This window comes from Hymenobacter telluris (assembly GCF_017313265.1).
Lineage (GTDB): Bacteria > Bacteroidota > Bacteroidia > Cytophagales > Hymenobacteraceae > Hymenobacter > Hymenobacter telluris.
In genome coordinates this window covers 83,072-109,875 of record NZ_JAFLQZ010000009.1, presented here as the reverse complement: position 1 = coordinate 109,875, position 26,804 = coordinate 83,072, and the positions used below count along the sequence as shown (strand labels likewise).

General features: G+C 60.0%; 19 protein-coding genes and 1 riboswitch. Of the genes, 8 read left to right on the top strand and 11 right to left on the bottom strand.

What is annotated here, in order from left to right:
- Positions 1-202 precede the first annotated feature (202 nt).
- Positions 203-1,381 (top strand): LacI family DNA-binding transcriptional regulator, encoded by a 1,179-nt coding sequence (locus tag J0X19_RS14460; RefSeq protein WP_206985088.1) that lies wholly within the window; start codon positions 203-205, stop codon positions 1,379-1,381.
- A gap of 72 nt (positions 1,382-1,453) precedes the next feature.
- Here J0X19_RS14460 and J0X19_RS14455 read toward each other — a convergent pair whose 3' ends face one another.
- The 4 genes from J0X19_RS14455 to J0X19_RS14440 form a co-directional block, all read right to left on the bottom strand.
- A complete protein-coding gene (locus J0X19_RS14455) occupies positions 1,454-2,590 on the bottom strand; it encodes a glycoside hydrolase family 43 protein (RefSeq protein ID WP_242582689.1) in 1,137 nt (378 codons plus the stop codon).
- A gap of 334 nt (positions 2,591-2,924) precedes the next feature.
- Entirely contained in the window at positions 2,925-5,840 is a 2,916-nt protein-coding gene (locus J0X19_RS14450) for a glycosyl hydrolase 115 family protein (protein ID WP_206985087.1), read from the bottom strand.
- 264 nt (positions 5,841-6,104) lie between these two features.
- Positions 6,105-7,295 carry a PLP-dependent cysteine synthase family protein gene (locus tag J0X19_RS14445; protein ID WP_206985086.1) on the bottom strand — a complete coding sequence of 397 codons (1,191 nt, stop codon included), beginning with the start codon at positions 7,293-7,295 and terminating at the stop codon, positions 6,105-6,107.
- A 142-nt stretch (positions 7,296-7,437) separates the two neighbouring features.
- Positions 7,438-7,552: riboswitch (SAM riboswitch) on the bottom strand.
- Between the two features lie 101 nt (positions 7,553-7,653).
- On the bottom strand, positions 7,654-10,668 hold the full coding sequence (locus J0X19_RS14440; RefSeq protein ID WP_206985085.1) for a glycoside hydrolase family 2 protein: 3,015 nt from the start codon (positions 10,666-10,668) through the stop codon (positions 7,654-7,656).
- Positions 10,669-11,046: 378 nt separating this feature from the next.
- Between J0X19_RS14440 and J0X19_RS14435 the strand changes: the two genes are divergently transcribed.
- From J0X19_RS14435 to J0X19_RS14420, 4 genes are all read left to right on the top strand, one after another.
- Complete coding sequence (locus J0X19_RS14435; RefSeq protein WP_206985084.1) at positions 11,047-11,331, top strand: hypothetical protein; 285 nt, start codon at positions 11,047-11,049, stop codon at positions 11,329-11,331.
- A 63-nt stretch (positions 11,332-11,394) separates the two neighbouring features.
- Positions 11,395-11,658, top strand: coding sequence for a hypothetical protein (locus J0X19_RS14430; protein WP_206985083.1), 264 nt, complete (start codon positions 11,395-11,397; stop codon positions 11,656-11,658).
- 97 nt (positions 11,659-11,755) lie between these two features.
- Positions 11,756-12,712 carry a helix-turn-helix transcriptional regulator gene (locus tag J0X19_RS14425; protein WP_206985082.1) on the top strand — a complete coding sequence of 319 codons (957 nt, stop codon included), beginning with the start codon at positions 11,756-11,758 and terminating at the stop codon, positions 12,710-12,712.
- 123 nt (positions 12,713-12,835) lie between these two features.
- Positions 12,836-13,360 carry a DinB family protein gene (locus J0X19_RS14420; protein ID WP_206985081.1) on the top strand — a complete coding sequence of 175 codons (525 nt, stop codon included), beginning with the start codon at positions 12,836-12,838 and terminating at the stop codon, positions 13,358-13,360.
- 195 nt (positions 13,361-13,555) lie between these two features.
- On the opposite strand, the gene J0X19_RS14415 is transcribed toward J0X19_RS14420, so the two are convergent.
- Positions 13,556-14,110, bottom strand: a complete 555-nt coding sequence (locus tag J0X19_RS14415; protein ID WP_206985080.1) for a TIGR02594 family protein — start codon at positions 14,108-14,110, stop codon at positions 13,556-13,558.
- Positions 14,111-14,382: 272 nt separating this feature from the next.
- On the opposite strand from J0X19_RS14415, the gene J0X19_RS14410 reads away from it, so the two are divergent.
- Complete coding sequence (locus J0X19_RS14410) at positions 14,383-15,690, top strand: flavin monoamine oxidase family protein (protein WP_206985079.1); 1,308 nt, start codon at positions 14,383-14,385, stop codon at positions 15,688-15,690.
- Between the two features lie 489 nt (positions 15,691-16,179).
- On the opposite strand, the gene J0X19_RS14405 is transcribed toward J0X19_RS14410, so the two are convergent.
- From J0X19_RS14405 to J0X19_RS14385, 5 genes are all read right to left on the bottom strand, one after another.
- Positions 16,180-16,884, bottom strand: coding sequence for a PD-(D/E)XK nuclease-like domain-containing protein (locus J0X19_RS14405; protein ID WP_206985078.1), 705 nt, complete (start codon positions 16,882-16,884; stop codon positions 16,180-16,182).
- Between the two features lie 224 nt (positions 16,885-17,108).
- Complete coding sequence (locus tag J0X19_RS14400; RefSeq protein WP_206985077.1) at positions 17,109-17,747, bottom strand: cyclase family protein; 639 nt, start codon at positions 17,745-17,747, stop codon at positions 17,109-17,111.
- An 85-nt stretch (positions 17,748-17,832) separates the two neighbouring features.
- Positions 17,833-20,472, bottom strand: a complete 2,640-nt coding sequence (locus tag J0X19_RS14395) for an MGH1-like glycoside hydrolase domain-containing protein (protein WP_206985076.1) — start codon at positions 20,470-20,472, stop codon at positions 17,833-17,835.
- A gap of 183 nt (positions 20,473-20,655) precedes the next feature.
- The gene (locus J0X19_RS14390; protein WP_206985075.1) at positions 20,656-21,474 is read right to left on the bottom strand and encodes an SDR family oxidoreductase; all 819 of its coding nucleotides are present in this window, start codon (positions 21,472-21,474) and stop codon (positions 20,656-20,658) included.
- Positions 21,475-21,608: 134 nt separating this feature from the next.
- Positions 21,609-22,637, bottom strand: coding sequence for a LacI family DNA-binding transcriptional regulator (locus tag J0X19_RS14385; protein WP_206985074.1), 1,029 nt, complete (start codon positions 22,635-22,637; stop codon positions 21,609-21,611).
- Between the two features lie 215 nt (positions 22,638-22,852).
- On the opposite strand from J0X19_RS14385, the gene J0X19_RS14380 reads away from it, so the two are divergent.
- Both J0X19_RS14380 and J0X19_RS14375 read left to right on the top strand, forming a co-directional pair.
- Positions 22,853-24,190, top strand: coding sequence for a rhamnogalacturonan acetylesterase (locus J0X19_RS14380; RefSeq protein ID WP_242582687.1), 1,338 nt, complete (start codon positions 22,853-22,855; stop codon positions 24,188-24,190).
- Between the two features lie 135 nt (positions 24,191-24,325).
- Positions 24,326-25,696, top strand: coding sequence for a glycoside hydrolase family 88/105 protein (locus J0X19_RS14375; protein ID WP_206985073.1), 1,371 nt, complete (start codon positions 24,326-24,328; stop codon positions 25,694-25,696).
- A gap of 187 nt (positions 25,697-25,883) precedes the next feature.
- Here J0X19_RS14375 and J0X19_RS14370 read toward each other — a convergent pair whose 3' ends face one another.
- Positions 25,884-26,693, bottom strand: a complete 810-nt coding sequence (locus J0X19_RS14370) for a rhamnogalacturonan acetylesterase (protein WP_206985072.1) — start codon at positions 26,691-26,693, stop codon at positions 25,884-25,886.
- Positions 26,694-26,804: the final 111 nt, after the last annotated feature.

Below are 26,804 nucleotides of genomic sequence, written 5' to 3'. Positions count from 1 at the left end.
TTCCAGCGACAAAAAATGCCTAGATAAGCCGTTTTCCAAATTAAACTACCGGAATCGTTGCCGAAAACGTTTCCGGTAGATGACTATTAAATAGTTGCACTTAATTATTTTTTTGTTAGATTATCTTAGAATAATCGAACAGCCCCGTTACCTTACCTTCCCACCCCCTTCTGTGGTATTTGCCAATAATACCATTTTTCTTATGATCAAATGCCTGAAGTGCAACTCGGTTGGCGACGTTATCCGCGCCGGGTTTATTCGGGGGCAGCAACGCTTCTTCTGCAAAGCCTGCCACTCCCATTTCACCGATCCTAAATCACAGCCTCTACCCGAACGCAAAATCCGCCAAACCACCATCAGCGACGTAGCCAAAGTATTGGGGGTGGCGCCTTCTACCGTGTCGAGGGCCCTGAACGGACACTCCGACATCAACCTCAACACTCGGCAAGCCATTATTGAAATGGCGCGGCAGCTCGACTACCAACCAAATTTGCTAGCGCAGAGCCTGAAAAGCAGCGAAACCAATACCATTGGGGTGGTTATTCCGGACATCGAGCGGCCATTTTTTGCCACGGCGGTTAGCGGTATCCAACAGGTAGCGGCCGAGGCGGGCTACCGGGTTATTATCTGCCAGTCCAAGGAGTCGTATGCTACTGAGGTCAGCAACGTGCAGGCCCTGATTGCCAGCCGGGTAGATGGCCTGCTCATCTGCCACTCGCGCGAAACCGAAAACTTCGACCACGTGAAGCAGCACGCCAACCGGGGCATTCCGGTCGTGCATTTCGATAGGGTGTGCAACGAGGTGAACAGCGCCCAAGTGGTGCTCGACGACTGGGGCGGCGCGTACGCCGTAACGGAGCATCTTATTCAGGAAGGCTGCCAGCGCATTGCCATTCTGGCCGGGCCCGAGTCGTTGCTGATTAGCAAGCAGCGGATTGGGGGCTATCAGAACGCGTTGCGGCATTACCACCAGCTTATCCGGCCGGAGTACATCGTGCACAGCGACTTCCAACCCGACTCGGCGGTGGCGGCTCTGGATGCGTGGCTGGCCCTGCCCAACCCACCCGATGCCATCTTCGCTATCAACTACCGCAACGCCTTCGACATCATTCAGGCCCTGAAACAGCGCGGTTTACGGGTGCCGCAGGACGTGGCCGTGGCTGGTTTCGGCAACGAGTTTCTGGCGGTGCTGGTAGAGCCTGGCTTAACTACCATCAACCTGCACCCTTACCGGGTAGGCCAGCACGCGGCCCGTTTATTTCTGGAACAGGTGCAGCAGCAAGATGCGTTTCAGTCGCGCACGTTTGTAGTTACCGGCGACCTAATTATCCGGCAGTCTTCCCTCAAAGGAGCCGAGAGCTTTTTCCAGCTTGAGATGTAACACTACGCCCCGCTGCATACGGCACCAGGGCCATATGCAGCGGGGCGGATGTGCAGCCAGTGGCTGTGGTGGTTACGGATTGATGAGTTCCAAGCCGCCGTCGGGCTTGCGCTTCAGCTCGGTTACTTTCACGTTGCGAAGCCAGGTTTTGCCCGATAGCTCGGTGTCGTGGTAGAAGATGTACCACTTGCCGTTCACTTCTACAATGGAGTGGTGCGTAGTCCAGCCTTCTACGGGGTTCATCAGCACGCCTTGGTACGTGAAGGGGCCGTAGGGCGAGTCGCCGGTGGCGTACACCAGCAGGTGCGTGTCGCCGGTGGAATACGAGAAGTAGTACTTGCCGTTGTACTTATGCATCCAGCCGCCTTCGAAAAAGCGGTGCTGGTTGTCGCCCGACAGAAACGGCTTGCCATCCTGCCCCAGAATCTGCACTTCCTTCACGGGCTCCGCGAAGCTCAGCATATTGTCGGAGAGGCGCGCCATTTTGGGGCCGAGGGCCGTTTCCTTGGGGCCTAGCTCCTGCTCTTTGGGCTTGCTACCGTCGTATTTGCCGGTGCGCCAGCGCTGGAGCTGCCCGCCCCAAATGCCGCCCACGTACATGTACGACTTGCCATCGGTATCAGTAAATACAGCGGGGTCGATGCTGAGGCTGCCTTCTATCGGCTTGGGCTCTGCTTTGAACGGGCCGGTGGGCGACTTGCTGGTGGCGACGCCGATACGGAAGATATCCTGCTTATCCTTCACCGGAAAATACAGGTAGTAGGTGCCGTTTTTGAAAGCCGCATCCGGCGCCCACAGCTGGCGGCCGGCCCACGGAATATCCTTGGTATCCAGCGCTACGCCGTGGTCGGTTACCTTGCCCCCAATGCTGTCCATGGACAGAATGTGGTAGTCGCGCATGGCGAAATGGTCACCGTTGTCGTTTTCCGGCATCCCCGTTTCAATGTCGTGCGAAGGATACACGTAGATCTTGCCGTTGAAGACGTGGGCAGAAGGGTCGGCCGTATAGATGCTTGAAATCAGGGGCTTCGCCAGGTACTTCTTGCCGGTGGCCGTGGTGCTATCCGCAGCGGCTGACTCCTGGGCCGTAGCGTCGGTGGTTTCAGAAGTGGTGGCTTTGTTGTCGCAGCTGCTGAACAGCGCCAGCGCCGCTACCAGCGCGGTAGAAAAGGCGGGAAACGACGACGAGGGTTGAATTTTGGACAGCAAGGGGTGAGGGGTTAGAGTGGTAGTCGGCTACTGGTGGGTGCAACGCAACGGAACGAACATAAAACACGGGTTACAACTGTTTCACCAAACCAGGCGGCACCTGGTTTTAGCTTCAGGCAGCGCAATTGCCACGGGTTTACGGTGCTGGCAGTAGCGCCAAATATAGCCGCCGACACGACTTGGCAAGCTGCCTCAGCCCCATTATTGCCCTAAATAAACTACTGAATCGATTGTGGTAGTAGGCGCGTGAGTAAGAACTCACCTAAGCCGCAGCCTACCTCACCAATCAATAGTGCAGGTGCTTTTCAGAGCCTGTGCGGCGTGGCCTATTCTCCTATTTGGCAGTAACGGGCCAGCGGGTTTCGGGAATGGTGCCGTAAGCTGGTTGCAGGCCTCCCAGGTCGATGGTGATTCGGTCGAGTAGTACGCCGGGGTCCAGCGGGTAAACCTTCAGCGTGTGCGGACCGGGGCTGAGCTGCGGGGCGGTGAATTGCCGATGCGCACTATTGCTGAGCACGTTCTGCTTCCACTCTTCTGAGCGGCCCACCGTTTTGCAATCAAAAATCTGCATGGGCCCATCATCCACCGACACACCGTAGCGGACACTGGCGGCCTGGGTGGTTGGGTGCGTGGGCAGCGTGAATACATGCACGGTAGGTGCCGCCGGCGTGAGCGTGTAGAAGTCGTACTCGACAGCAACTGAGGCGGCAGAAGTAGCCGAACCCGCCGCGGCATCTAGCGGCGCGGCTTGCAGCGGCTGGGCCTGCAACGCACTACCGGCACGCCCCACTCCTTCCACCAGCGTCCAATGCCGGTTCGGGAGGTCGGTTTTGCGGTTGTAGTGGGTGGCCAAAAGCGAAATGTAGCCGTTGGTTTCAATGAAGCCGGAATAAGTGGCCGCAACTTTACTGCTTTCCGTGGCGGCGCGCACGGCTACGCGGTAGGTTTTGCCGGCTCCGGTGAGAACCACAAAGCCCGTGGCTTCGCCGCGCCGGGGCAGCTTACGCCAGTCCACGCGCAGGTTCAGCCGCTGCTGTTGCTGCCCGGTAGCCGCCGTGAGCGTCCCCTGCCGACTGGAAACAGTCAGCCAGTTGGGCGCCGAAGCCACTTTCCAGCGCACTGCCTGCCGCCGGCTCAGAAACACATCAAGAAAGTAGCTGGCCGGGCCCCAGGGGTGAAACGCAGGCAGGCGCAACTCTTGGCGTGGGCTGGTTGACGCGGAATCCAGGGTAGCTACTCCTTCCGGCGCAACACCCCATATCCGGGTGGTATCGAGGCGCAGAGTGGGAGCCGTGGGCGCCTGGTACACAGGCAGGTTGCGCGGCTTCATCGACATCATACCCCGCCACTTGCCCCCGGCCAGCTGCTGGTTGTAGTAGTTGGTTTCCTGCTCAATCTGCGCGTAGGCCTGCTGGGCCCACAAGGCGTAGTCGGTGGCGCTGGCGCGGTTCTGCCGGGCGTAGAGGTAGCTTTTGTCCTGATACAAGAACTTTTGGTTCATCAGGGAAGCACACACCACCGGGTAGTACACCAGCTCGTAAAAAGCATCGGCCCGCGCTGCGGGCATCTGGCTGCGCAACTGCCTGACCTGCTGCTCCAGGGCGGCATACCGGTCGAGGCGGCGTTGGGCTTCGTCGCCGTAGTAGAAGTGGTTGTAGGTGGTGCGCCGGGTGGGCGTTGTCGGCTCGGTCTGGCTCCAGCCCATAAACTCGGGGCGGCGCTCAAAGGCCAGGTCGTAGTACTCCCACAGGATGGTGCGCAAAGCCGGAGCGTGCTCGGCTCCGAATGCTTCTTGTAGCCACTGCTGCAAGTGAGCCGGCACGTAGGAGCTTTGCTGAAAGGGGGCCGCATGGTAAGCCATGTCCAGAAACAGCTGGGTGTTGTATTCCAGCGGCTTCAGGTCACCCACGTTCAGCACCCACAGCCGGTTGGTTTTCAGAGTGTGGGCTTTCATCATCTCCTCCCGCAGCAGGGCCGGGTGCGTGGAGCTAAGCCACAAATAATCATGCGGGCGGCCCCAGTACGAGGCGTGGTAGTACACGCCCGAGCCACCCGGCCGCCCCTGTTCCTCGGCGTTGCTCAGGCGGCTGATGTAGCCGTAGTTGTCGTCGGGCCAGACCAGCGTTACGTCGTCAGGCAGCTTCAGGCCCTGGTCGTACACGTCGAGCACTTCCTTGTAGGCGGTGAACACCTGGGGCACGCGGGTCACGTCGGGGTTGACGTAGCGTTGCAGCAGGTTCCGCTGGTCGGTGAGGATGCGGCCCAGCATGGTAGCCGCCTCTTTGGGAGTCTTGGCCCCTTCCATGCCGCTGTCGTGCACGCCGCGCATGCCCATCGAGTAGATGGCCTCTAGCTTGGCGGCCTGCTGAACCCGCTGCTGCCAATAACTCAAGACCGTGGCTTGGTTGCGGAAGTAGTCGAAGGGCCCCATAGTTTTCTCGTGCCACTCATCCACGTTGTTGCGCAGCATGGGCTCGGCATGCGAAGTGCCCACCAGAATGGCGTAGCGGTCAGCCACCCGTGGGTTGCCGGGGTAACTGAAAAACGCCTTGGTGCTTGGGTGCATGGCCGGCCAGATCAGGTTGGCTTTCAGGCGCAAAAGCAGCTCAAACAACCGGGCGTAGGTAGCAGGGCCGATGTCCTTGATATCCTTATCCAGATTCTGCGCGGCCCAGGGTTGCAGGCCCCAGTCCTCGTCGTTGAGGAAGACACCACGATATTTCACCGTCGGTGGCGCACTGGCATAGGTGCCGGCCGTCAGGTAGAGGTTCTCCCGGCGGATAGGCGTCAGATCGGCCCACCACGACCAGGGCGAAACGCCCAGTCGGCGCGACAATTCGAACACGCCAAAGGCGGTGCCGCGCCGGTCACTGCCGGCTACCACCAGCGCTTTGCCGGGCTTGCCAAATGGTTGGTCTACCACGCTGATGCTGAACGTTTCCCATTGGCCCTGCAACTGACGCAACTGGCTGGTGCCGCTGGCCGCCAGCTGGTCGATCAGCGCGGAGTGGCCCAGCGTACCGACGATAATAGCATAGGGTGCCAGCGGTTCGGTAGCCGGGCGCAGGGTGGGTGTGATGCCAGTCAGGCTGCTGATGTCCTGAGTTAGTGCTTCGGCGGCTACGCGCACCACTTCGGCATCCTGGGTGTCGGTGTAAATAGTTGCGCCCACACGCTGGTGCACCACCGGAAAAACAGCAGGTCCAAAATCGGGGGCTACGGCTATGGGCGCAGCACTTTGCTGCGCCATAGCCGGCGGCCCCATACTACCGCTCCATAACAACACCGCCCCGACAACCCACTTTACTATCTGCATACCGAAAAATCCATCCAACTACTTTATTTCACCGCCTTGCCCGCAGCTATGCCAGGTGACGGCCTGCCTCGTTCGAGCAGTTTGGCGGAGTAAGTTCAGGAGTAGATGCAGTTCCACCACTAGCTCCCGGTAGTTTTTTACAGATTTCCCGCTCTCCACCGAGCAACCCTGGAAGGAGTAGCGCCGTGCCGGCGCCAACTACTGCGCGGCCAGGCGGCTGATGGGTTGGTAGCGGGTGAAGTTCACCTCGGGCGCCAGATAGCCGGCCCGCACGGGTTCTTCGCGCAGCAAATCGGTGCTGAGGTACTTCTTATTACTGTCGCAGAGCAGCGTTACCACGGTAGCCTCTGGCCCCAACTGTGTTGCTAGCCGGATAGCCCCAATGACGTTGGCCCCCGACGAAATACCTACGGCCAGGCCGAGCTGGGTGGCCAGCTTTTGCGCCATCAGAATGGCGTCGCCGTCGTTGGCCTGCACCACTTCATCGAGCTTATCGAGGTGTACCAGCGCCGGAATGAACTCGTCGGAAATGCCCTGAATACGGTGGGAGCCCACTTTATAGCCCGTAGTCAGCGTCGGCGACTCGGCGGGTTCCAGCGGGTGAATGCGCACGGCTGGGTTCTGGCTGCGCAGGTAGTTGCCCACGCCCATTACGGTGCCGCCCGTGCCCACGCCCGCCACAAAGGCATCGGGGGTGCGCCCGAGGCGGTGGAGCTGCTGCCAGATTTCGGGGCCGGTGGTGCGGGCGTGGGCCTCGGCGTTGAGGTGGTTTTCAAACTGCCGGGGCAAGAACACGTCGGGGCGCGCCGCCGCCAGCTCCTCGGCCAGCCGGATGCTCCTCAGAAAGCCGCCCTCTGCTTTGCTGACCAGCGTAATGTCGGCGCCCAGGCTGCGGATGATGTTCACCCGCTCGGCGCTCAGCCAGTCGGGCATCAGGATGCGGACCGGATGGCCCAGTGCCCGCCCAATGGCCGCAAAGGCAATACCCGTGTTGCCGCTGGTAGCTTCCACTAGGGTGTTGCCGGGCTTGATTTCGCCGGTTTTGTAGGCTTCCTGCAAAATGTGCAGGGCCATGCGGTCCTTGAGGCTGCCGGTGAGGTTGTAATGCTCGCACTTCACGTAGATGCGGCCGGACTGGCCCTGGTAGCGGTAGTGCAGCTCCAGCATCGGCGTGTTGCCTACCAAGTGCCAGAGGTGGGCGAACTTCTCGGTTAGCTCTTCCGGCAAACAACAGCCAGCAGGTTGCTGCGGGCTGGCAACCTGCTGGCTGTTTTTGCAGGCAACGGGGCGGTCGGCAACTACGGCCGATACCTGCCGGACTGTGGCGGCACGGCTACCGGCAAGGAAGGAAGTGGAAACGGCGCGGGGAGGGCAAACGGCAACGGTCATGGCAGCAAGGAATAAGGTGGACAACACAAATTCCGCTTCTTTACCCCGTAAGCACTTCATCAAGAACTCTTATCGAAAAGGCATAAAAAAAGCCCTCCCGACAAGTCAGAAGAGCAGCATCCTGTTTCGATGAGCATCTTTCAACTTATCTTCTCCCAAACCAGCCGAAGCTGCCCTGGAACAGGATTTAGCACCTGGTATCACTACTGGTTGCTAAGGCATCATAGGGCCTGTCCCTCCGCCTTTCTTGATAAGTGCTCCGGTGAAGGAGCGTGCCGTAAATATAAGCACGGAAAGTAGTTGCGCAAGAAATCATCCAAAAATCCGCCCGCCGGTTGCCGACGGGCAGACTGCGCCGCTACGGCCGCGCTTGGCCTGCTGCGGCCTCATACAGTTCCACTTCCACCAAGCCCAACGTACCCACCGGGCCCGGCTTGTCGGTGGCGGCAGTGGGCACCTTCTCGGGCACTAGCTCGGTGATGTTGTAGGCATCCTGGCTGCTGCTTTTGCCAGTCAGCTCGATGCGCACCGTTTGGCCGGTCTGGGCCGGGAAGACGGCCGTGAAATAGCCTAGGTTCCGTTCGGTGTTGCCCCGGAAAGCTTCTTTGCCATCCACCAGAATGCGAATCGGGTAGATGCTGGAGCGCCAGCCGGTGAGCTTGAGGGCCACTTCGCTGATAGCGGCGGGGCGGGCCAGCTGGTACTGAATCCAGGCGCCGGGCTGGCCTCTCTCACTAATCCACTCCGACAGCTCATTGTCATCATAGCTGAGGGCGGCATTGGCGGCGTTGGAGCTGGCCGCTACCTTGCTAATGGCCACCGGCACGCGCGACACAGTGAAAGACGGCGTGGCCGGCGTGGGCCCCCGCTGTAAACTACCCGGCAACTCAATGCCGGGCAGCTGCTCCGCCAAGCCGTTTTTCTGCGGCATGGCCTTGGATTTCAGATTGACTTCGGCAGGTTTCAGGCCGTCGGCCGTGGCCGTTAGCTTGATGGTGCCGGCCTGCGTAGTGGTGCGCACCAGCACCCGGTTTACGCCACCTTCCACGGGCAGGCTCTTGGCCAGAATGTAGTTGTCGGGGCCCTGGGCGAGGCCGCCGCGCCACTCGGCGGGGCCGGCCAGCTGGAAGCTCACCATGTCGAGGGCAGTGGGGCAGCGGCGGCCCTGGGCATCCATTACTTCCACTTGCACCAGGGCCAGGTCGGCGCCGTTGGCTTGCAGGCCGCCGGGGCTGGTAATGGGCGTGAGTTTGAGGGCCACGGGGGCGCCGGCGGTTTGGTGTTCGGCTACGCTGGCTTTCCGGCCCTGGGCATCATAGCTGACGGCTTGCAGAGTGCCGGGCTGCCACTGCACATTCTTGAAGGTGTACAGAAACCGGTGGCTCGGCGCGCCAAATCCCAACGACTTACCGTTCAGCAGCAGCTCCACTTTCTCGCCGTTCGACACCACAAACACGGCCTTCTTCACCCCGTCCTTGTAGTTCCAGTGCCCGATGATGTGGGTGCGGGCCTGCTCGGGGTCCACCCACCCGTCCCACATCACCTGGTGGGCGTAGAAACCGTCTTTGGCAATGCGCAGGGCGTCTACCTCGCCACTGCGGCGGTAGTTTTCGGCACCGCGGTAGTGGGTGTTGGTGTCACTGAACACGATATTGACGCCGCCCGAGCTGACGCGCTGGCCGGTGCCGGGCCGCTCGTGCCAGTAGTCGTACCAGCGCCGCACGTTTTCGAGGGCGTGGGCGTCCTGGTTGTGGTTGTACTCGGCGGCGCTGGCCCCTTTGTAGAGCGGCCCCTCCCCTTCCTTGTGGTAGGGCGGCGAAAACTCGTCCCAATATTTGCGCAGGCCTTCGTCGCGGGAGTATTCCATGGCCCACATCGGGTGCTTGGCGCTCTTGTTGATGTAGAGCATTTCGCCACCGTACTCGGCCACGTCGATGTCCAGCATTTCCCGGGAGCCGATGGCCCGGCCGCCGTGCGGGTCGTACTGGTCGCGCAGGGCCTTCATTTCCAACATGTGCTCGGCGCTGATGCTCTCGTTGCCGCACTCATAAAACACCACGCTGGGGTTGTTGCGGTTGTAGATGATGGCCTCGCGCATCAGCTCGGTGCGCTGGGTCCAGCGCGGACCGGTTACGTCCTTTTCGGCGTCGCCGGCGGGCATGGCTTGCAGCAGGCCCACCCGGTCGCAGGATTCCACATCCTGCTTCCAGGGCGTGACGTGCATCCAGCGGACCAGGTTGGCGTTGCTTTCCACCATCAGGCCGTTGCTGTAATCGGACAGCCACGGCGGCACGCTCAACCCCACGGCGGGCCACTCGTTGCTGGTGCGCTGGGCGTAGCCGTGCATCTGTAGCACCCGGTCGTTGAGCTTCACCAGGCCGTTGCCGAACTCGGTTTTGCGGAAGCCGGTCCGGGTGGTTACCACATCGGTAGGCTTGCCGTTCACTTTCAGCACGGTATGCACGGTGTAGAGGTAGCCGTAGCCCCAGCTCCAGAAGTTGAGGCCGCTCAGGCGGGCACTAGCCGATACGGTTTTGGTTTCGCCGGGCTGCAAGGTGGTAGTCGGGCCGGTAAAGGTTTTCACTGGCTTGCCGGCGGCGTCTTCCACCTGCACCTCATACGCGAAGCTGCGGGCACTGGCGTCTTCGTTTACCACCTGCGTTTCGGCGGTAACTGTGGCTTCGCGGGTCGGAATATTGAAATCCTGGGCGTACACGTACACGCCGGTGGTGCCGAGGCCGGCGTAGAGCGGCAGGGTTTGGTGCAGCGGCTCTACTACGTGCAGGTACACGTTTTTGGGGATGCCGCCGTAGTTGGCGTTGAAGTTGCGGTTGCTCCACTGGTAGCTCTGGCCGCTTTTTTTCTCTTTATAGTCCCAGTCGTTGTTGGTGCGCACGGCCAGCACGTTATCCTGACCGGCCGGCTTCAGGTATTTCGTGATGTCGAAACCGAAGGCCATCACGCCGTTTTCGTGCTCCCCCACCAGTTGGCCGTTCACGTACACCTGGCCGTGCTGGCGGACGCCTTCAAACTCCACCAGCACCTTTTTACCGGCCGCCGACTTGGGTAGCCGGAAGTGCTTGCGGTACCAGGCAATGCCGGTACTCAGGTCTTTAATGTCCTTGCGAAACGCTTCGTCCTCGTTCCAGGCCCAGGGCAGCGTTACTGATTTCCAGCGCTTATCATCAAAGCTGGCGGCTTCTGCTCCGGTGGCCTCGCCCACGTACACTTTCCAGGCGGGGTTGAAGTTGTACTTGTGGCGCGCACTGGCGGGCGGCGCGGCCCACCCGTGCGTAGCGGTGCTTGCCAGGAGCAACAAAACAAGCAACCAATAGCAGTGGCGAGTGGGTTTGAGAGAACGGGCAGTGGACATACAAACGGCGGCTGGTGGAAGGCACGTAAGGACGTGAACCTGCTCAACGCCGCCCTCCTGTACTCTGTGGTTTGCCCTGGTTTTGCTGCCTCCGGTGGATGACACACAAGCAAGCCCCGCCAAGCGCCGGGCTTGCTTCGTGGTCGTACAAAGCAGCCCCGACAAGCAGGCCAAAGCCAATAGCCCCTCAACAACTGATATTCTAAAGCCGATTGCCGCTTCCACTCTGGCTCTTACTATGAAAAGCAGAAAGCAGGATTATCACATGAAAAATTCATACGAATCCGTGACGCATTCAAAATAGATAGGCGCTATATTACCGTTCGAATTTCCTGTTCTCGCCACTATTTCGGTTCTCACTGCCTATTTCACTCCTGTATGCTCACTTCTACCACTGCCGCTTCTTCGCATCCTCATCCTGTTTCAGCGGGCCGCCGCCTCGATTTTGAAATGATGCCCGGCTACTTTGCTTACGTCTACCGCCGGCAGCCCCAGCAGGCTTGGCAGTGTGTGGCCCGCAACGCATGCAGCCCCTACTTTGATCATGCGCCCAGCATGTCCGGGTTGCAGCCAGAATACGTAGTATGCTATTGCGACGCCGCCGGTACCATTAAGGCATCAAGCGTAGTAGTTGCCACCCCCAACAATAGCTTTGCTGCCTAGCGCCAACCTACTGCTCCTTAGTTAGTTGGCGTTACCGCGTTTCCACTCTTACTCCTGCGCAGTATGTCAGCCTCCACTCCCACCCCCGGCGTCACTCCTTCTGAGTTGTTGCGCTACATGTTGCAAATCGGCAATCTATCTACTCCCGAAAGCATTAGTGAGGTGCGCGAGCAGCTTACCAACCTGGGGTTGATAGTGGATCGAATCGACAACGGCGAAGTGGAAGTAGCGGTTAGCCACGCCGCCAATCCGGGGCCGGAAGGTATCCGGAAGCAGCTGGAAGCATCGGGCTTTAGGGTGGATGATATTACGGCTGACCCGAGCTAAAACCCAGGGTTGGTGGCTTGCCGCCAGCAACAGCCTACCGAAAAGCCAGGTAAGTTTCGGCGGCGGCGTCAGTGGTAACCGCTATTTTGGCGGCGCTATGAACCGTTTCGACCGAATTACCGCCATTCTGGTGCAGCTTCAGTCCCGCCGCTTGGTGAAAGGGCAGGAGTTGTCGGAGCGGTTTGGCGTGAGCCTGCGCACCATTTACCGCGACTTACGCACCCTGGAGGAAGCCGGCGTGCCGCTGTGCGGGGAAGCAGGCGTGGGCTATTCCCTGGCCGATGGCTACCGGTTGCCGCCGGTCATGTTCACCCGTGAAGAAGCCACGGCCCTTATCACCGCCGAAAAGTTGGCGGTGCAGCTCACCGATGCCCACACCGCCGAACTGAGCCGGGGCGCCATGGACAAGCTACGGGCCGTACTACGCCGCCCCGACCGGGACTATCTGGAACAGGTAAGTCCGCGCATCACCGTTCTGGCCAGCCGGCAGCCCAATACGGCCGTACCCCTTACGCCCAACACCCACCAGCTACTGCTCACCGGCATAGCCAACCATCAGGTGGTGGCTCTCGACTACCGGGCCGGCTACCAGGGCGTGGCCTCCCGGCGCGACGTGGAGCCGATTGGCATCTACTTCGGGCAGTATTGGCACGTGGTGGCGTTCTGCCGCCTGCGCCAGGAGTACCGCGACTTCCGACTCGACCGGATTGCGCAGCTGCACCTGCGCGACGAGCAGTTTCAGCCACGCCCCGAAACGTTGCAGTCGTACTGGCAGCAGCTGGCTGAGCAGCGGCAGCAGCACCGGACGGTAGTGCGGTTTGCGCCGGAAGCCATGCCGCACGTAGAGGAAAACAAGTATTACTTCGGGTGGGCGCACGAGCAGCAACTGACCGATGGCTGGCTGGAAATCACCTTCCTGACCGGCCGCCCCGACTATCTGGCCCGGTGGCTGATGCTTTTTCCCGGCCAGGTTACGGTGGTTTCGCCGGCTACTTTGCAGCAGCGGATGCGGGAGCTGGCGCGAGCGACGTACGAGTATTTCGGGAAGGAGTAGTGGCGGAGTAGCGCGGAAGCGGGTACCGGCAAAAATAGTTGGGTGCTGGCATTTCCTGCTGACATAGGGCTGTCAGTGGGCGCCGCTAGGTTTGGGGTATCATCAACCAAATCCTTTCCTGCTATGCTTACCGAAACTCTGGCCCACTTGGCCCACACCCTGCTGCCCGAACTCGAAGACGAACTACAAACCACCCGCCGCGTGCTGGCGCGGGTACCCGAAGCGCAGTTCGGCTGGCAGCCCCACCCCAAGTCGATGACGCTGGGCGTGCTGACCGCGCACCTCACCGACCTGATGGGTGGCATTGCCAACACGCTGCATACTACCGAAATAGATGTCATGCAGTTTGAAACCAGCGCCGAGGAGCAGCCCACAACCACCCAGCAACTCCTGGAGCGCCTTGATGCCCATGGCGCTGCCGCCCAAGCGGCTATTACCGCCGCTACCCCTTCCGATTTCGAGCAGCTATGGAGCCTGTGTAGTGGCGAGCAGGTGCTGTTGCGCCAAACCCGCGCCGAAATCATCCGGCACCTCATCAGCCACATGGCTCATCACCGCGGCCAGCTCAGTGTGTATCTGCGCCTGCTCGACGTGCCCGTGCCCCCCATCTACGGCCCCTCCGCCGACGAACCCATGTTTCAAGGGTAAGCCGGGGTCCAAGCCAAGCAGCACTGCCCCCGTCCTGTAAACTACACGTTATACGAACACGGTAGAGACGCCAAGTGTCGCGTCTCTACCGTGTTCTAAAACTACCAGGCACAAAAGAGGGCCGCCGCTAAATTGAATATGAGCCTAAGTCGCTGGGAATCTTCGTCTGAATTATTCAGATGGGTTTTCGGCGGCTTAGGCTTCGTTGTGCGACAAGGAGCCGGTAGCAGCTAGTTTCACTACCCGTACGTTATCGGGTTGCAGGTTATAATCGGGGCGGCGGGCGGCGTAGAGGCGGTTTTTGGCCATGCGGGCCACGCACACACAGTCGCCTTGGTTGCCGCCGAGCACGTGGTAGGCCGTGTCGTCTTCACCCACATACAAACCCACGTGGCCAGCCCGGCTGCCGTCGGCGGTGCGCCGCACAAACACCAGCACGTCGCCGAGCATAGCCGTTTTGGTGAACACCCCAAAGGTGCCCCAGTTCAGCGCCCACAGCGGGTCTTTCACCAGTTTTTTGTCGGCCCGCTTGGCTACCACGGCCATAAACAGGCCGCACCACGGAATACTGTCGGCTACGTACATCTGCGCTACGTTTTTCTCGCCCGTTTCCTTGGCCCAGTTGAGGATAACGGGGTTGTTGGCGGCCCCTGCCTTTTCCACGGTGCCCAGCTCGGCCAAGGCCTCTTTGATCATGCGCGGGCCAGCTTCGTTGGCCAACCACTGATATTGTTTGGGTAATGCTGCCATAAGAAGAAGGGGTAGTGCGCGAACCCACATTCAGTTCGCGCCGGCCTGACACATAGCACGAGGCTTGCAACAGTATAATATTATAGAATTTTAATATTTAAAACAAGTTGCTTACCTGGCTCTTTTTCTTGCGGAATCCAGCCAGGCCGCGCCGCTTTTATTCAGCTGCTTAATACCCTTGTGCTTAGCTATAATCATCTACTGCTCAACCACAAAGCTAACTTCATCAGGAAAGCGCCCAACATTTAGCCCGGCTGCCGGTAGGTTAGCTGATGAGAGAAGTAGATATGCTTGTAATTGGGGCCGGGGCGGCTGGTTTGCTGGCGGCCCGCACGCTGGCTCGCGCCGGCCAGACGGTAGCCGTTCTGGAAGCCCGCAGCCGTTGCGGCGGCCGAATCCAGACCTTCACTGAGGCCGGCTTTTCAGCACCCACGGAAGCCGGAGCCGAGTTTTTGCACGGCGCCGTACCCCTCACGCGCAGCCTGCTGGCCGAAGCGGGCCGCGCCAGTATTCCTACCACCGGTACCAGCTACCAAGTGGTGCAGGGCGAAACCCGTGCGTCGGAAGACTTCATTCAGAACCTGCCAGAGCTGCTGGAACGCCTGCACGCGCTGACCGAGGACGTACCCCTGGCAGACTTTCTCAACCAGCATTTCAGCGCCGAAACCTACGCTCCGCTCCGCGAGCAGGTCACACGCTTTGCTGAAGGGTACGATGCCGCTGATGCGCACCGCGCCAGCTCCTTTGCGTTGCGTGATGAGCTAGGCGGTGGCGGCTTCGATGATTCACCGCACCCCGAAGGCACCTACGGCGAGCTGATCGACCAGCTGGCCACGCAGCTACAGCAAGCCGGTGGGCAGCTGCACCTGAATACGCCGGTACAGGAAATCCGCTGGCAGCCGGGCCAGGTGGCCGTGCAAACGGCAGATGGCCGCGGGTTTCGGGCGCGGCAAATTGTGCTCACGGTGCCGCTGGGCATCTGGCAGGCCGCAGCCGACAGCGCCAGCCATCTGCGCATCACGCCCGATTTGCCTGAACACCGTGCCGCGGCTGCTCAGCTGGGCTTCGGGGCGGTTATCAAGGTGCTGCTGGAGTTCAAAAGCACCATCTGGCAGCAGTCTTCCGCCGACCTCACCCAGCCAAAGCCTGACCTTAGCTTTTTGTTTTCGGATGCGCCTTTCCCTACGTGGTGGTCGCAGCTGCCCGATGCGCGGCCGTTGCTCACGGGCTGGCTGGCTGGCCCTGCTGCCACCCGCCACCAGCACACTCCCGACGAAGAGATTCTGACGCAGGCGCTGGCGTCATTGGCGGGCTTGCTGGGCAGCAGCGCGGCGTACCTGCGCAGCCAGCTTGGGGCGCACCGCGTGGTAAACTGGGCCGCCGACCCGTATGCGTTGGGGGCTTACGCCTACACCCCCGTAGGAGCTGCTACCAACCGCGCCACCCTGGCTACACCCGTTGCCCAAACGCTGTTTGTGGCCGGTGAAGGTGTGTACGATGGCCCCTACATCGGAACCGTAGAAGCCGCTTTGGTAAGCGGGGCCGATGTAGCTCAACGGGTGCTAGAGTCATTGAAATAGGTGCGCTGTTGTCCTTATTGAAGCTTGCAATCCGGTCAGCACATAGCTTCAGTTGGGCACAAAAAAACAGGTGAAGAAGCTACGGCCGCCAAACCTGCTTCCCCACCTGCGCTGTTTTGGGCGCGTATTTTCCTGCTTTGCAGCAGAATCCGCGCCTCTCAGCTGTTTTCGTCGGCTGTCTGGTAGCCGCTTAGTTTCTGTATCGTTGAATCGTGATGAATAAGAGCATAAAAAAAGCCTTCCGGGTTAGTGGAAGGCTTTCAAAGGAAATCAGCGAGTGATTTTTATTCCGATGGTGCAATAGCCTTCCGTGCCCGAACCAAATTATTGGTCGAGTTATTAGAAGGAATATTATTGCAGAAAAGACGCATTCGGTTGTTGGTTTTGCCCGAGGTTTACGCAAGTATAGAAAGCGGGTTGGGTTATTCCAAACGATTCCATGGATTATTTGCGCCGCCTTGCCTGAAAAAGCCAGACGCAGCACCTACGCTACCCCTCCCCCTGCAACGAGTCGCGCACTTCCCGGATGGCCCCGGCTACGGCGCTGGGCACCAGCGTATCGGGGTGCAGGAGCTTGAGCAGCCGCAGGTATTTGGCGCGGCCCTCGGCCAGCATGTGGGGCGGCACCTCGAACACGAACAAACCGAACGGCTCCACCTTCTGCACGCCTACCAAAATAAATCGGTCGGCATTCAACGCATCAGAGTAGAACGCGGCTTGCCGGTCGTAGTCGTAGCCGCTGCACTGGGCAATAAAGTGGTCCTGGTCGCGGGCCAGGGTGGTTTTGAAATCGATGATGGTGTAGGGCTGGCCGGGCTGGTCCACGACAAGGTCGGCGCGGAGCTTGCAGAGCGTGCCGGTAGTGGGCTCGGTGAAGATGCAGCTGGGCTCGGGCGTACCAATTTCCAGCAGCGCATTCACTTCCGGGTTCAGCTTCACGCCGTCCACCATCCACCAAATCAGGGTATCGTTGATGCCGGGCAGGCCGGGTTCGTACAAGTCGGGTTCCAGCAGCGCCGTATGGAAGGCGGTGCCCAGCCCGAGCGCGCCAAGGGAGGATGCCGGGCGGGGCGGCCGGCCGTATAGCGCGTCGCGCAGCCGCGACAAATCAGAGTTGGCAATAGCTGGGAGGGCCCGGTAATCGTCGTAGGGCACGCGCAATAAGGCGGGCCGCGGAGTAGAGGAATCAGTCACGAGGAAACAACAACGGAAGCCGCAAAAAGGCTCCGAAACAGGAGATAGGAAACGCGCTTGGCGTAGTTGATGATAAGGCTTTTTCCTGAAAAGGTTGAAACGCAAAGCGCTTGGGTTTTACCGTAAGCTGCGCACCGCCTTCTATACCCCTCATACTCAGGCGCAGCCACAAACCCGGTGCCAAGCCGGCAGACCAGATTTTGCTTTCCCGCTCCTGCTCAGCCTTATTTCTGCGGCCCGAAGTCCTCCCGCTTCCGGGCAATGACGCGGGCTGGGGCTCCGTCGGCTCCCACAATCTTCAGGGGCAAACACACCATATCGTACTGGCCCGGCTCCACGTCTTGCAGCGCCAGCCCTTCGATGATGCTGATGCCGGCTTCAAGCAGAATATTGTGCGTATCGGCGGGGCCTACCGACAGGTAATCGACGCCGACGCAGGCCACTTCCTGTTCGCGCAGCCACTCGGCCGCATCGGCCCGCACCCGCACAAAATCGGGGTTGAAGGGCTGCTGGGCCCACTCCTGGTCGGAATTGCGGGTTTTGAACAACAGGCGCGCGCCGGGCTGCAACAACAGGCCTTCCAGCTCGGCGCGGGTGATGAACTGCGGGTCCTGAATGGCTACCACGTGCGCCGGGCCAATCAGCGTATTCAGGTCGAGGGCGGCCACGTCGGCACCGTCGTCGAGAAAGTGCAGGGCGGCATCTACGTGGGTGGCGGTGTGCACGCTCATGCTTACCTCCGTCACGTTGGCGGCGTCGCCCCGCTGGATGCTGAGCGTTTTTTTGATGTGGACCGGGGCGTTATCGGGCCAGTAGGCCATGCCGTCGGAAATGGGGGTGGTAAGGTCGAGCCAGTCGGACATAGTTGGTCAGTTGTGAGTTGTCAGTTGCCAGTTGTCAGTTGCCAAACAACAAAGAATTGGCAACTGACAACTCGCAACTGAAAACTCATTCGCCGAGGCGGGGTTGGAGGAGCTTGGCAATGAGGCCGGTCCAGCCGGTTTGGTGGCTGGCGCCGAGGCCTTTGCCATTGTCGCCGTGGAAGTACTCGTGAAAGAGCAGGTAGTCGCGGAAGTGCGGGTCTTGCTGCAGCTGCTTATCGTCGCCGAAGGCCGGGCGGCGCCCGTTGTCGTCGCGCAGAAACAGATTGGTCAGCCGGATAGTCAACGACTGCGAAACGTCCAGGATGGTGCAGAACTGCCCCGAGCCGGTGGGGTATTCTACTTTGAAATCGGGCCCGTAGTAGTGGTAGAACCGTTGCAGGGCTTCCACTAGCATGAAGTTGACGGGCAGCCAGATGGGGCCGCGCCAGTTGCTGTTGCCGCCAAACAAATCGGTGCTGGATTCGCCGGGCTCGTAATCAACCCGCGCATTGGTACCACCGGCGTCTTCGAAGACAAACGGATGATCTTTGTGGTAGCGCGATACGGAGCGCACGCCGTAGTCCGACAGAAACTCGGCCTCGTCGAGCATGCGGCGCAGCAGCTTTTTCATGCGGTGCCCACGCAACAACGACAGCAAATGGGTCTGGCCCTTGCCGGGCTCCTGCCAGCGTGATACCAGCGCCGCCAGCTCGGGCCGGTTTTCCAGAAACCAGTTCATGCGGCTCACAAACTCGGGGGCGCTTTGCAGGGCATCGGTTTCCAGCACTTCCACCGCAAACAGCGGAATCAGCCCCACCATCGACCGGACGCGCAAGGGGGTCCGGATACCTTTCACGTTGAGCACGTCGTAGTAGAAATCGTCCTCGTCGTCCCACATATCCAGCTGCAACTCCGCCACGTTGGCCATGGCATAGGCGATGTAGAGGAAATGCTCGAAGAACTTGCTGGCCATGTCCTGGTACACCGGGTTGTTGTGCGAAAGCTCCAGCGCAATACGCATCATGTTCAAGGCAAACATGGCCATCCAGCTGGTACCATCGGCCTGTTCTATCTTCCCCCCGGTAGGCAGCGGGGCGCTCCTGTCAAACACCCCGATGTTGTCGAGGCCCAGGAAGCCGCCCTCAAACACGTTGCGGCCATTCAAGTCCTTACGGTTCACCCACCACGTGAAGTTGAGCAGCAGGCGGTGAAACATGGTTTGCAAAAACTCGGTGTCGGCGGTGCCGTTGCGCTTGCGGTCCATCTGGTACACGCGCCAGGTGGCGTAGGCATGCACCGGCGGGTTCACGTCGGAGAGCTTCCACTCATAGGCCGGCAGCAGCCCGTTGGGGTGCATGTACCAGTCGCGCGTCAGCAGCAGGAGCTGTTCTTTGGCAAAATGCGCGTCAACCAGCGCCAGCGGTACGCAGTGAAACGCCAAATCCCAGGCCGCGTACCACGGATACTCCCACTTGTCGGGCATCGAGACGATGTCCATGTTGTTGAGGTAGATCCAGTCGGAATTGCGGCCCTGCCAGCGTTGTTCGGGCGGTTTGGGCTGGGCCGGGTCGCCGGTGAGCCATTGCCACACATCGTAGTAATAGAACTGCTTGCTCCAGAGCATGCCGGCCAGGGCCTGGCGCTGCACGTTGCGGGCGTCGGCGTCGGTCAGGTCGTGTTGCAGCTCCTGGTAGAACTCATCGGCTTCCTGCCGGCGCAGCTTCATAATCTGCTCGAAGTCGGCAAACGGCTCGGCCAATGTGGGCGAGGCCAGCCGCAGCCGCAGCACCCGGCTTTCACCGGCGGGCACGTGCAGCACGTAATGGGCGGCAGCTTTCGTGCCGCACCGCTCCGGACTTACGGCCTCGTGGTTGCCCTGAATCAGGTAGTCGTTGATGCCGTCTTTGCAGTAGGGCTCGGGGTTGGCTTCGCCATAGAGCCGCTGGTGGTTGCTGGCATTGTTGCAAAACAGCAGCTCCGGCATTTGCCCGTCCTGGGCTTCACAGAACAGCTTGAGGTCGGGCAGGCTGGCGTGGTCGATTTCGATGTGGCCGCCGGGGCAGGCACTGAGCTGGGGTTTGTAGCTGTTGTAGCCCCAGTCCCAGGTGTTGCGGAACCACGCTTGCGGCAGCACGTGCAGCGGGGCCTCCTGGGCGCCGCGGTTGTGCACCGTGATTTGCAGCAGCAAGTCCAGCGGATCGGCCTTGGCGTAATCAAGGAAGATGTCGAAGTAGCGGTTGTCGTGGAATATCTGGGTGTCGCTCAGCTCGAATTCTGGTTTCTGGCGGCCCCGGCGGGCGTTTTCATGCACCAGCCACTCATACGGAAAGGTGTGCTGCGGATACTTATACAGCATCTGCATGTAGGAGTGGGTGGGCGTATTGTCGAGGTAGTAGTACAGCTCCTTCACGTCCTCGCCGTGGTTGCCTTCGGGTCCGCTCAACCCAAATAGCCGCTCTTTCAGGATGGGGTCGTTGCCGTTCCAGAAGGCGGGCGCCAGGCACAGCAGCTGCTTCTGGTCGCAGATGCCGCCTATGGCCTCTTCGCCCCAGCGGTAGGCGCGGCTGCGGGCCTGGTCGTGGGTGGTGTAAGTCCAGGGCTGGCCGTCGGGGCTGTAGTCTTCGCGCACGGTGCCCCACTGCCGGTCACTTATATAGGGCCCGAATTGGTGCCACGGTGCTTCGTCAGCCTGGGCCGTTCGTTGTCGTTCCTGTTCTCGCGTCATCAGCCTGAATAGTAGGTACTAAGATTGTACTTGGCGGGAAAACCTCACCCCCTGGCCCCCTCTCCTCGGGGAGAGGGGGGAATAGCTTTTAGCTTTTTAGGGTTAGAAGCTGATTCTAGTCCCCCTCTCTTTTATTCCGCGCATCAAGCGGCGAAAGGGGGCTAGGGGGTGAGGTCCACTGCATCAGCCGTTGTCGGCGAAACCGGGGTACAGCGTCATGCCACCGTCGGCAAACAGGGTGATGCCCGTCACGTAGTCCGACTCATCGGAAGCCAGCCACACGGCTACGCTGCCAATGTCGGCGGGCTCCCCGATGCGGCCGTAGGGGATGAGGGTGAGCAAACTTTTTTCTTCTTCGGGCGTGTCGCGGGCCGACTCGTTGATGGGCGTGGCAATGGCACCCGGCCCGATGCTGTTGACGCGGATGCGGTGCGGCGCCAGCTCCTGGGCCGTGGATTTCATGAGCTGCATGATGCCGCCTTTGCTGGTGGCGTAGTTGACGTGGCCAGCCCACGGAATGACCTCGTGCACCGAGCTCATGCAGATAATCTTGCCGGTGGCTCTGGAAATTTCCGGCTGCGGGCCGCGCCGCACAAACTCGCGGGCGGCTTCGCGGGCGCACAGAAACTGCCCGGTCAGGTTCACGTCAATTACCTTTTGCCACTGCTCCAGGGTCATTTCCAGGAAGGGCGCGTCCACCTGAATACCGGAGTTGTTGATGAGAATGTGCAGCGTACCAAATTCCTTACGAATCTGGTCGAACATGGCCAGCACATCCTCTTCCTTACTCACATCGGCCTTAATGGTAATGGCCTTGCCGCCGGCTTGTTCAATTTCCTGGCGCACCTGTTCGGCGTCGTCGGCGCTGTGGGCATAGTTGACGATGACGGTGGCGCCTTCGGCGGCCAGGGCTTTAGCCACGCCAGCCCCAATTCCGGAGCTTCCGCCCGTAACCAGGGCTATTTGATTGGCAAGGCGTTGTGAGGCAGCAGGTGTCGTCATAGCAGTGAGGGTTGGTGTGCATCCTCAAAGACTGCATAACGGGGCTGTAGGTTACATGAAGTTTGTGCGCACCCCGCTTTAACCAAACAGCGGGGCGGTCCGGGTTGGCGCCGGGAAGCCGCACCGCCACCCGGTTACGCCTCGCGCTGCAACGACGATTCGCGCACGATGAACGAGGGCATCAGGATAATCTGGCGGGCGTTGGCGGGCTGTATTTCTTCGCTCATCATATCGAGCAGGAGGCGCACGGCGGCCTTGCCCACGGCGGCGCACTGCTGGTCCACCGAGGTTAGCGGCGGCTCCACCAGCATCGAAAGTTTCTCGCTGCTGTAGGTGGCCAAAGCCAGGTCGTCGGGGATGCGCAGGCCGTGCTCTTTGGCTACCTGCATGGCGCCAATGGCGGCGGTGTCTTTGGAGGCGAAAACGGCGTCGGGGCGCGTATCAAGGGCCAGCAGCTTGTGCATGGCTTCCCGGCCGTCGGCAATGCTCATGTCGCAGTGGTGCACCAGCTGCTCATCGAAGGCAATGCCGTGGGCGGTTAGCGCATCGAGGTAGCCGCGGTGGCGGTGGCGGTACACGTTCAGGTGCGGGTCGGCAGTGATGTGTGCAATACGGGTGCAGCCCTGCTCGATAAGGTGGCTCACGGCTTGGTAAGCGCCCTGGTAATCGTCGAGGACGACGCTGCTGATGTTGGGTTCTTCCAGCACTCTATCAAAGAATACCAGCGGAACCTGCTGCTGCTGCGCGGCCTGAAAGTGGCGGAAATCGTGGGTGGTGTTGGCCAGGGACACGAGCACGCCTTCCACCTGCGAGTTAAGCAGCAGCTCTAGGTTGCGCTTTTCCTGCTTTTCATCTTCGTTGGATTCGCAGATCATCACTCGGTAGCCGGCCTTGGTGGCTTCGGTGGAAATGCTGTGCACGGCTTCGGGAAAGAAGTGCCCGGTAATGTGCGGCACCAGCACGCCCAGCGTGCCGCTGCGGCCCTTGCGCAGGCCGGAGGCCAAACGGTTGGGCTGAAAATTCATTTCCTTAACCAGCGTAGCTACCCGCTCCCGGGTTTCCTCGCTGATTTGTTTGTTGCCGGACAAAGCCCGCGAAATGGTAGACACCGACAGGTTCAATGTCTTCGCCAAATCCTTCATGGAGGCCCGATGACTTGCCATAACGTGTAGGTAGAGAGTTGCTGCTGGGAGGTAAAATGAGGGGGCGGGCAGTGCAAATATTGCTTTCCGCAACGAATCTACGCTTTTGCTGTAGTCAATTCCCTATTTGTACCCATACAAGTTACACTCGCCCGTGGTTGCATCAGGCATGACAGTACAGGCAGGAGCCCTGCGTAGCGGCTGGTACTTTTAGAAGTATCACCCACTGCTCTTCCATGAAGCCAACTGTTCCCCTGCGTATTATTCTGCTTGGGCTGCTCTCCACTACCGGAGCCCTGGCCCAGTCTGGCAAAACCAGCTATAAGTTTGATTTTGGGGCCGGTAGCGTGGCGCCCGGCTACCGGCAAGTGCTGCCCTCGGCCACGTATTCCACGGAAAGAGGCTACGGTTTCGACCTGGGCACCACCGTTACGGCCGTGGAGCGCAAGAGCAAAGACGCGCTGAAAGGCGACTATGTGACCAGCAGCAAGCCGTTCTATTTTTCGGTTGATTTGCCGGAAGGCAATTACAACGTAACCGTAACATTGGGCGACGCTAAAAAAGCCACTTCCACGATGATAAAGGCCGAGTCGCGCCGCTTGCTTCTGGAAAAGACTGACACCAAGCCCGGCGAGTTTGTTACGAAAACCTTTACGGTGAACTTGAAAAGCCGCCGCATCAACGATACGCTGACCGTGGGCCTCAAGCCGCGCGAAACCACCAAACTGGACTGGGACGACAAACTGACGCTGGAATTCAACGGCTCGAACACCTGCTTGAACGCGCTGGAAATAACGCCTGCCCCTGGCGCCGTCACGGTTTTTTTGGCCGGCAACTCCACAGTGGTCAACCAGGAAGAAGAACCGTGGGCTTCCTGGGGCCAGATGATTCCGCGCTTTTTCAAGCCGGGCGTGGCCGTGGCCAACCACGCCGAATCGGGGCTGAGCTTGGGCAGCTTCCTGAGCTCGCGCCGCCTCACCAAAGTGCTAAGCGTGATGAAGCCCGGCGACTACCTGTTTGTGGAGTTCGGGCACAACGACCAGAAGGAAAAAGGTCCCAATGATGGCGCGTACAAGTCGTACACCGAGCGGCTGCAACTCTTCGTGCGCGAAGCCAAGCAGAAAGGCGGTATCCCGGTTATCGTCACGTCCACGGCCCGCCGCAACTTCGATGAGGCCACCGGCAAAAACGTGAACAGCCTCGGCGACTACCCCGATGCGGCCCGCAAAGTGGCCCAGCAGGAAGGTGTGGCCCTAATTGACTTGAATGCCATGACCACCACGCTCTACGAAACCTTGGGCGTGGAAGAGTCCAAGAAAGCACTGGTGCACTACCCCGCCAACAGTTACCCCGGCCAGGATAAACCCTTGGCCGACAATACTCACTTTAACACCTACGGCGCCTACGAAATAGCGAAGTGCGTGGTGGAAGGCATCAAAGCCAACAAGCTGGGACTGGCGCGCTTCCTCGAAACCGATGTACCCGCCTTCGACCCCGCCCACCCCGACGCCCCCACCAAGTGGCAGTGGGCGGAAAGTCCCCGCACCACCGTGGTGAAACCCGATGGCAATTAATGGCAACTAGGGTGCTAGGCCTGTTTCCGCCCGTCATTGCACGGCCACAGAGCCAGTTGTTCAGTGCTGGGCGGGGACAAGCCCCGCACCCTACTCAACAAAGCACGAAACTCCTCTCCCACCGTTCTCCGCCTCATGAAAATAGCTTATCCTCCGTATATAACTGCTGGTTTGCTTGGCCTGGCCTTGGCGGCTACCACGCCGCTGCTGGCCCAGAAAACGCCCGCCAAAACCAACGATACCACCACGCCCCTGCACCTCTTGCAGCCCGACTACCCGGTGCCGTACGGCAAAACCAAGCCCGAGGAAGTGAAGCAGGTGCTCGACCGGGTGTACACTTACCTGAACGCCGCCACACCTGCTGAGCTAGTCGATAAAACAACCAACGCCACCATCAGCACCCGCGCCAAGTTCAACCCCAACGCCATCATCAAGCCCGGCGACTTCCGCCTGACCAGCTACGAGTGGGGCGTGACGTACTCGGGTATGCTGCTGGCCGGCGAAGTTACGGGCGACAAAAAATACACCGACTACACCTTCAGCCGCCTGAAGTTTCTGTCGGAGCTGGCCCCGTATTACCGGGATTTTCAAACCACCAACCCGAAAGCACCCACCCCGATGCGGGGCTATATGAACCCGCATGCGCTGGACGACGGCGGAGCCCTGACGGCTGCCATGATTAGGGCCCAACGCGCCGGGCTCAACGCCACCGAGCTACGCCCGCTCATTGATGGGTTCGTGAACTACATCATGACCAAGGAATTCCGGCTTTCGGATGGTACCCTGGCCCGCAACCGCCCCCAGCCCAACACGCTCTGGCTTGATGATATGTACATGAGCTTGCCGGCGCTGGCGCAAATGGGCAAGCTGACGGGTGAGCAACGCTACTACGACGAAGTGGTGAAGCAATACGGCCAGTTTTCGCAGCGCATGTTCAACCAGCAGAAGGGCCTGTATATGCACGGCTGGGTGCAGGAAATGAGCGTGCACCCCGAGTTTCATTGGGCCCGCGCCAACGGCTGGGCCCTCATGACCACCGTGGATATTCTGGATGTGCTACCCGAAAACCACCCCGGCCGCCCGGCCATTCTGGCGCAGCTGAAAGCCCACGCCAAAGGCCTGGCCGCCCTGCAAGCCGGCAGCGGCTTCTGGCACCAGCTCCTGGACCGCAACGATTCCTACCTCGAAACTTCGGCCACGGCCATCTACGCCTACGCCATTGCCCACGGCATAAACCAGGGCTGGCTCGATGCCAAAGCCTATGGCCCCATGGCGCTGCTGGCCTGGAATGCGGTGAGCACCAAAGTCAACAGCAAGGGCCAGGTGGAAGGTACCTGCGTGGGCACCGGCATGGGCTTCGACCCCGCGTTTTACTACTACCGCCCCGTGAACGTGTACGCCGCCCACGGCTACGGCCCGGTGGTGCTGGCCGGCGCCGAAATCATCCGGCTCCTGAAGCTCCACCCCACCGAAATCAACGACAGCTCGGTGCAGCTCACCAAGTAGGTACTGCCTACGCAAGCATCTGACGCTAGCACAAAACGCTTCTTTACAAGGGGTTACGAATCAGCTAAAACGTGTCATTCCGACGCAGGAGGAATCTGGATGTAGTCGTTTAACGCTACTACTCAGATTCCTCCTGCGTCGGAATGACACGTTTTGGTTGGTATGCTCTACCAGTTAAGCAAGCCCGCTACTTACCCTTCACCATGTACTTCGCCAGCGGATTCTTCTTGATGCTGCGCAAGCCATCGGCCACGGAAGCGGCGTTTTGGCGGGCACCCGCTTCGATGGGGTGGGTGTGGTCGGTGGTGTTGAAGTAGGTGCTGCGCACTTTGGCCTCACCTTCCTGGTCGTATTTGTCGGCAATAATCTTGTTGAGGTCGATGAAATAGGCGCCGCCTTGCTTGGCCGCCTCGGATGCCCATTGGCCGTAGTCGTTGACTGAGCGGTTGACTTTGCCAGCCGTCCAGGTGTTGCGCGGGATGGGTGAGCACACGTACACGGTAGCCCCTTTGGCTTTGGCCTCGGCAATAAACTGGCGCAGATACCAGCCGTAGCTGTGCACCACTTCCTGCTGCTTTTTGATGGGGTTGTAGATTTCCTGGCTTTCCTCGCCGTTGCTTTTGATGGTGCCACGGGCCCGCGCCGTATCAGCCAGCGGGCCGTTGTCGTTGTGGCCGAACTGCATAATCAGGAAGTCGCCGGGCTTGATGTTCACTTGCACCTTTTCCCACAACCCATTCGTGCGGAACGTGCGGCTGCTGGTACCGCCCAGGGCGTTGTTCACCACCGAAATACGGGTGGTATCAAAGTACGCCGGCAAGAAATTTCCCCAACCCCACAGGCCGCCGTCGCCCTTGCCTTTGCCGTTTTTCACCGTCGAGTCGCCAATCAGAAACAGCGTTGGTTTCTGAGCGTTGCGCGGCCCCCCAGCAAACGAAAACAGGCCTACAAGAAGCAGCAGGCAGCTGTAGAAAACAATGGATTTAGTGCGTTGCATGCGGTTAGTTGATGTCTTGAGTTATTTGAAGTAAGTGGTCATGCTGAGCTTGCCGAAGCATCTTTACCGCTTCGTTGTGCTGTCATTGTTCGGTAGAGATGCTTCGGCTGC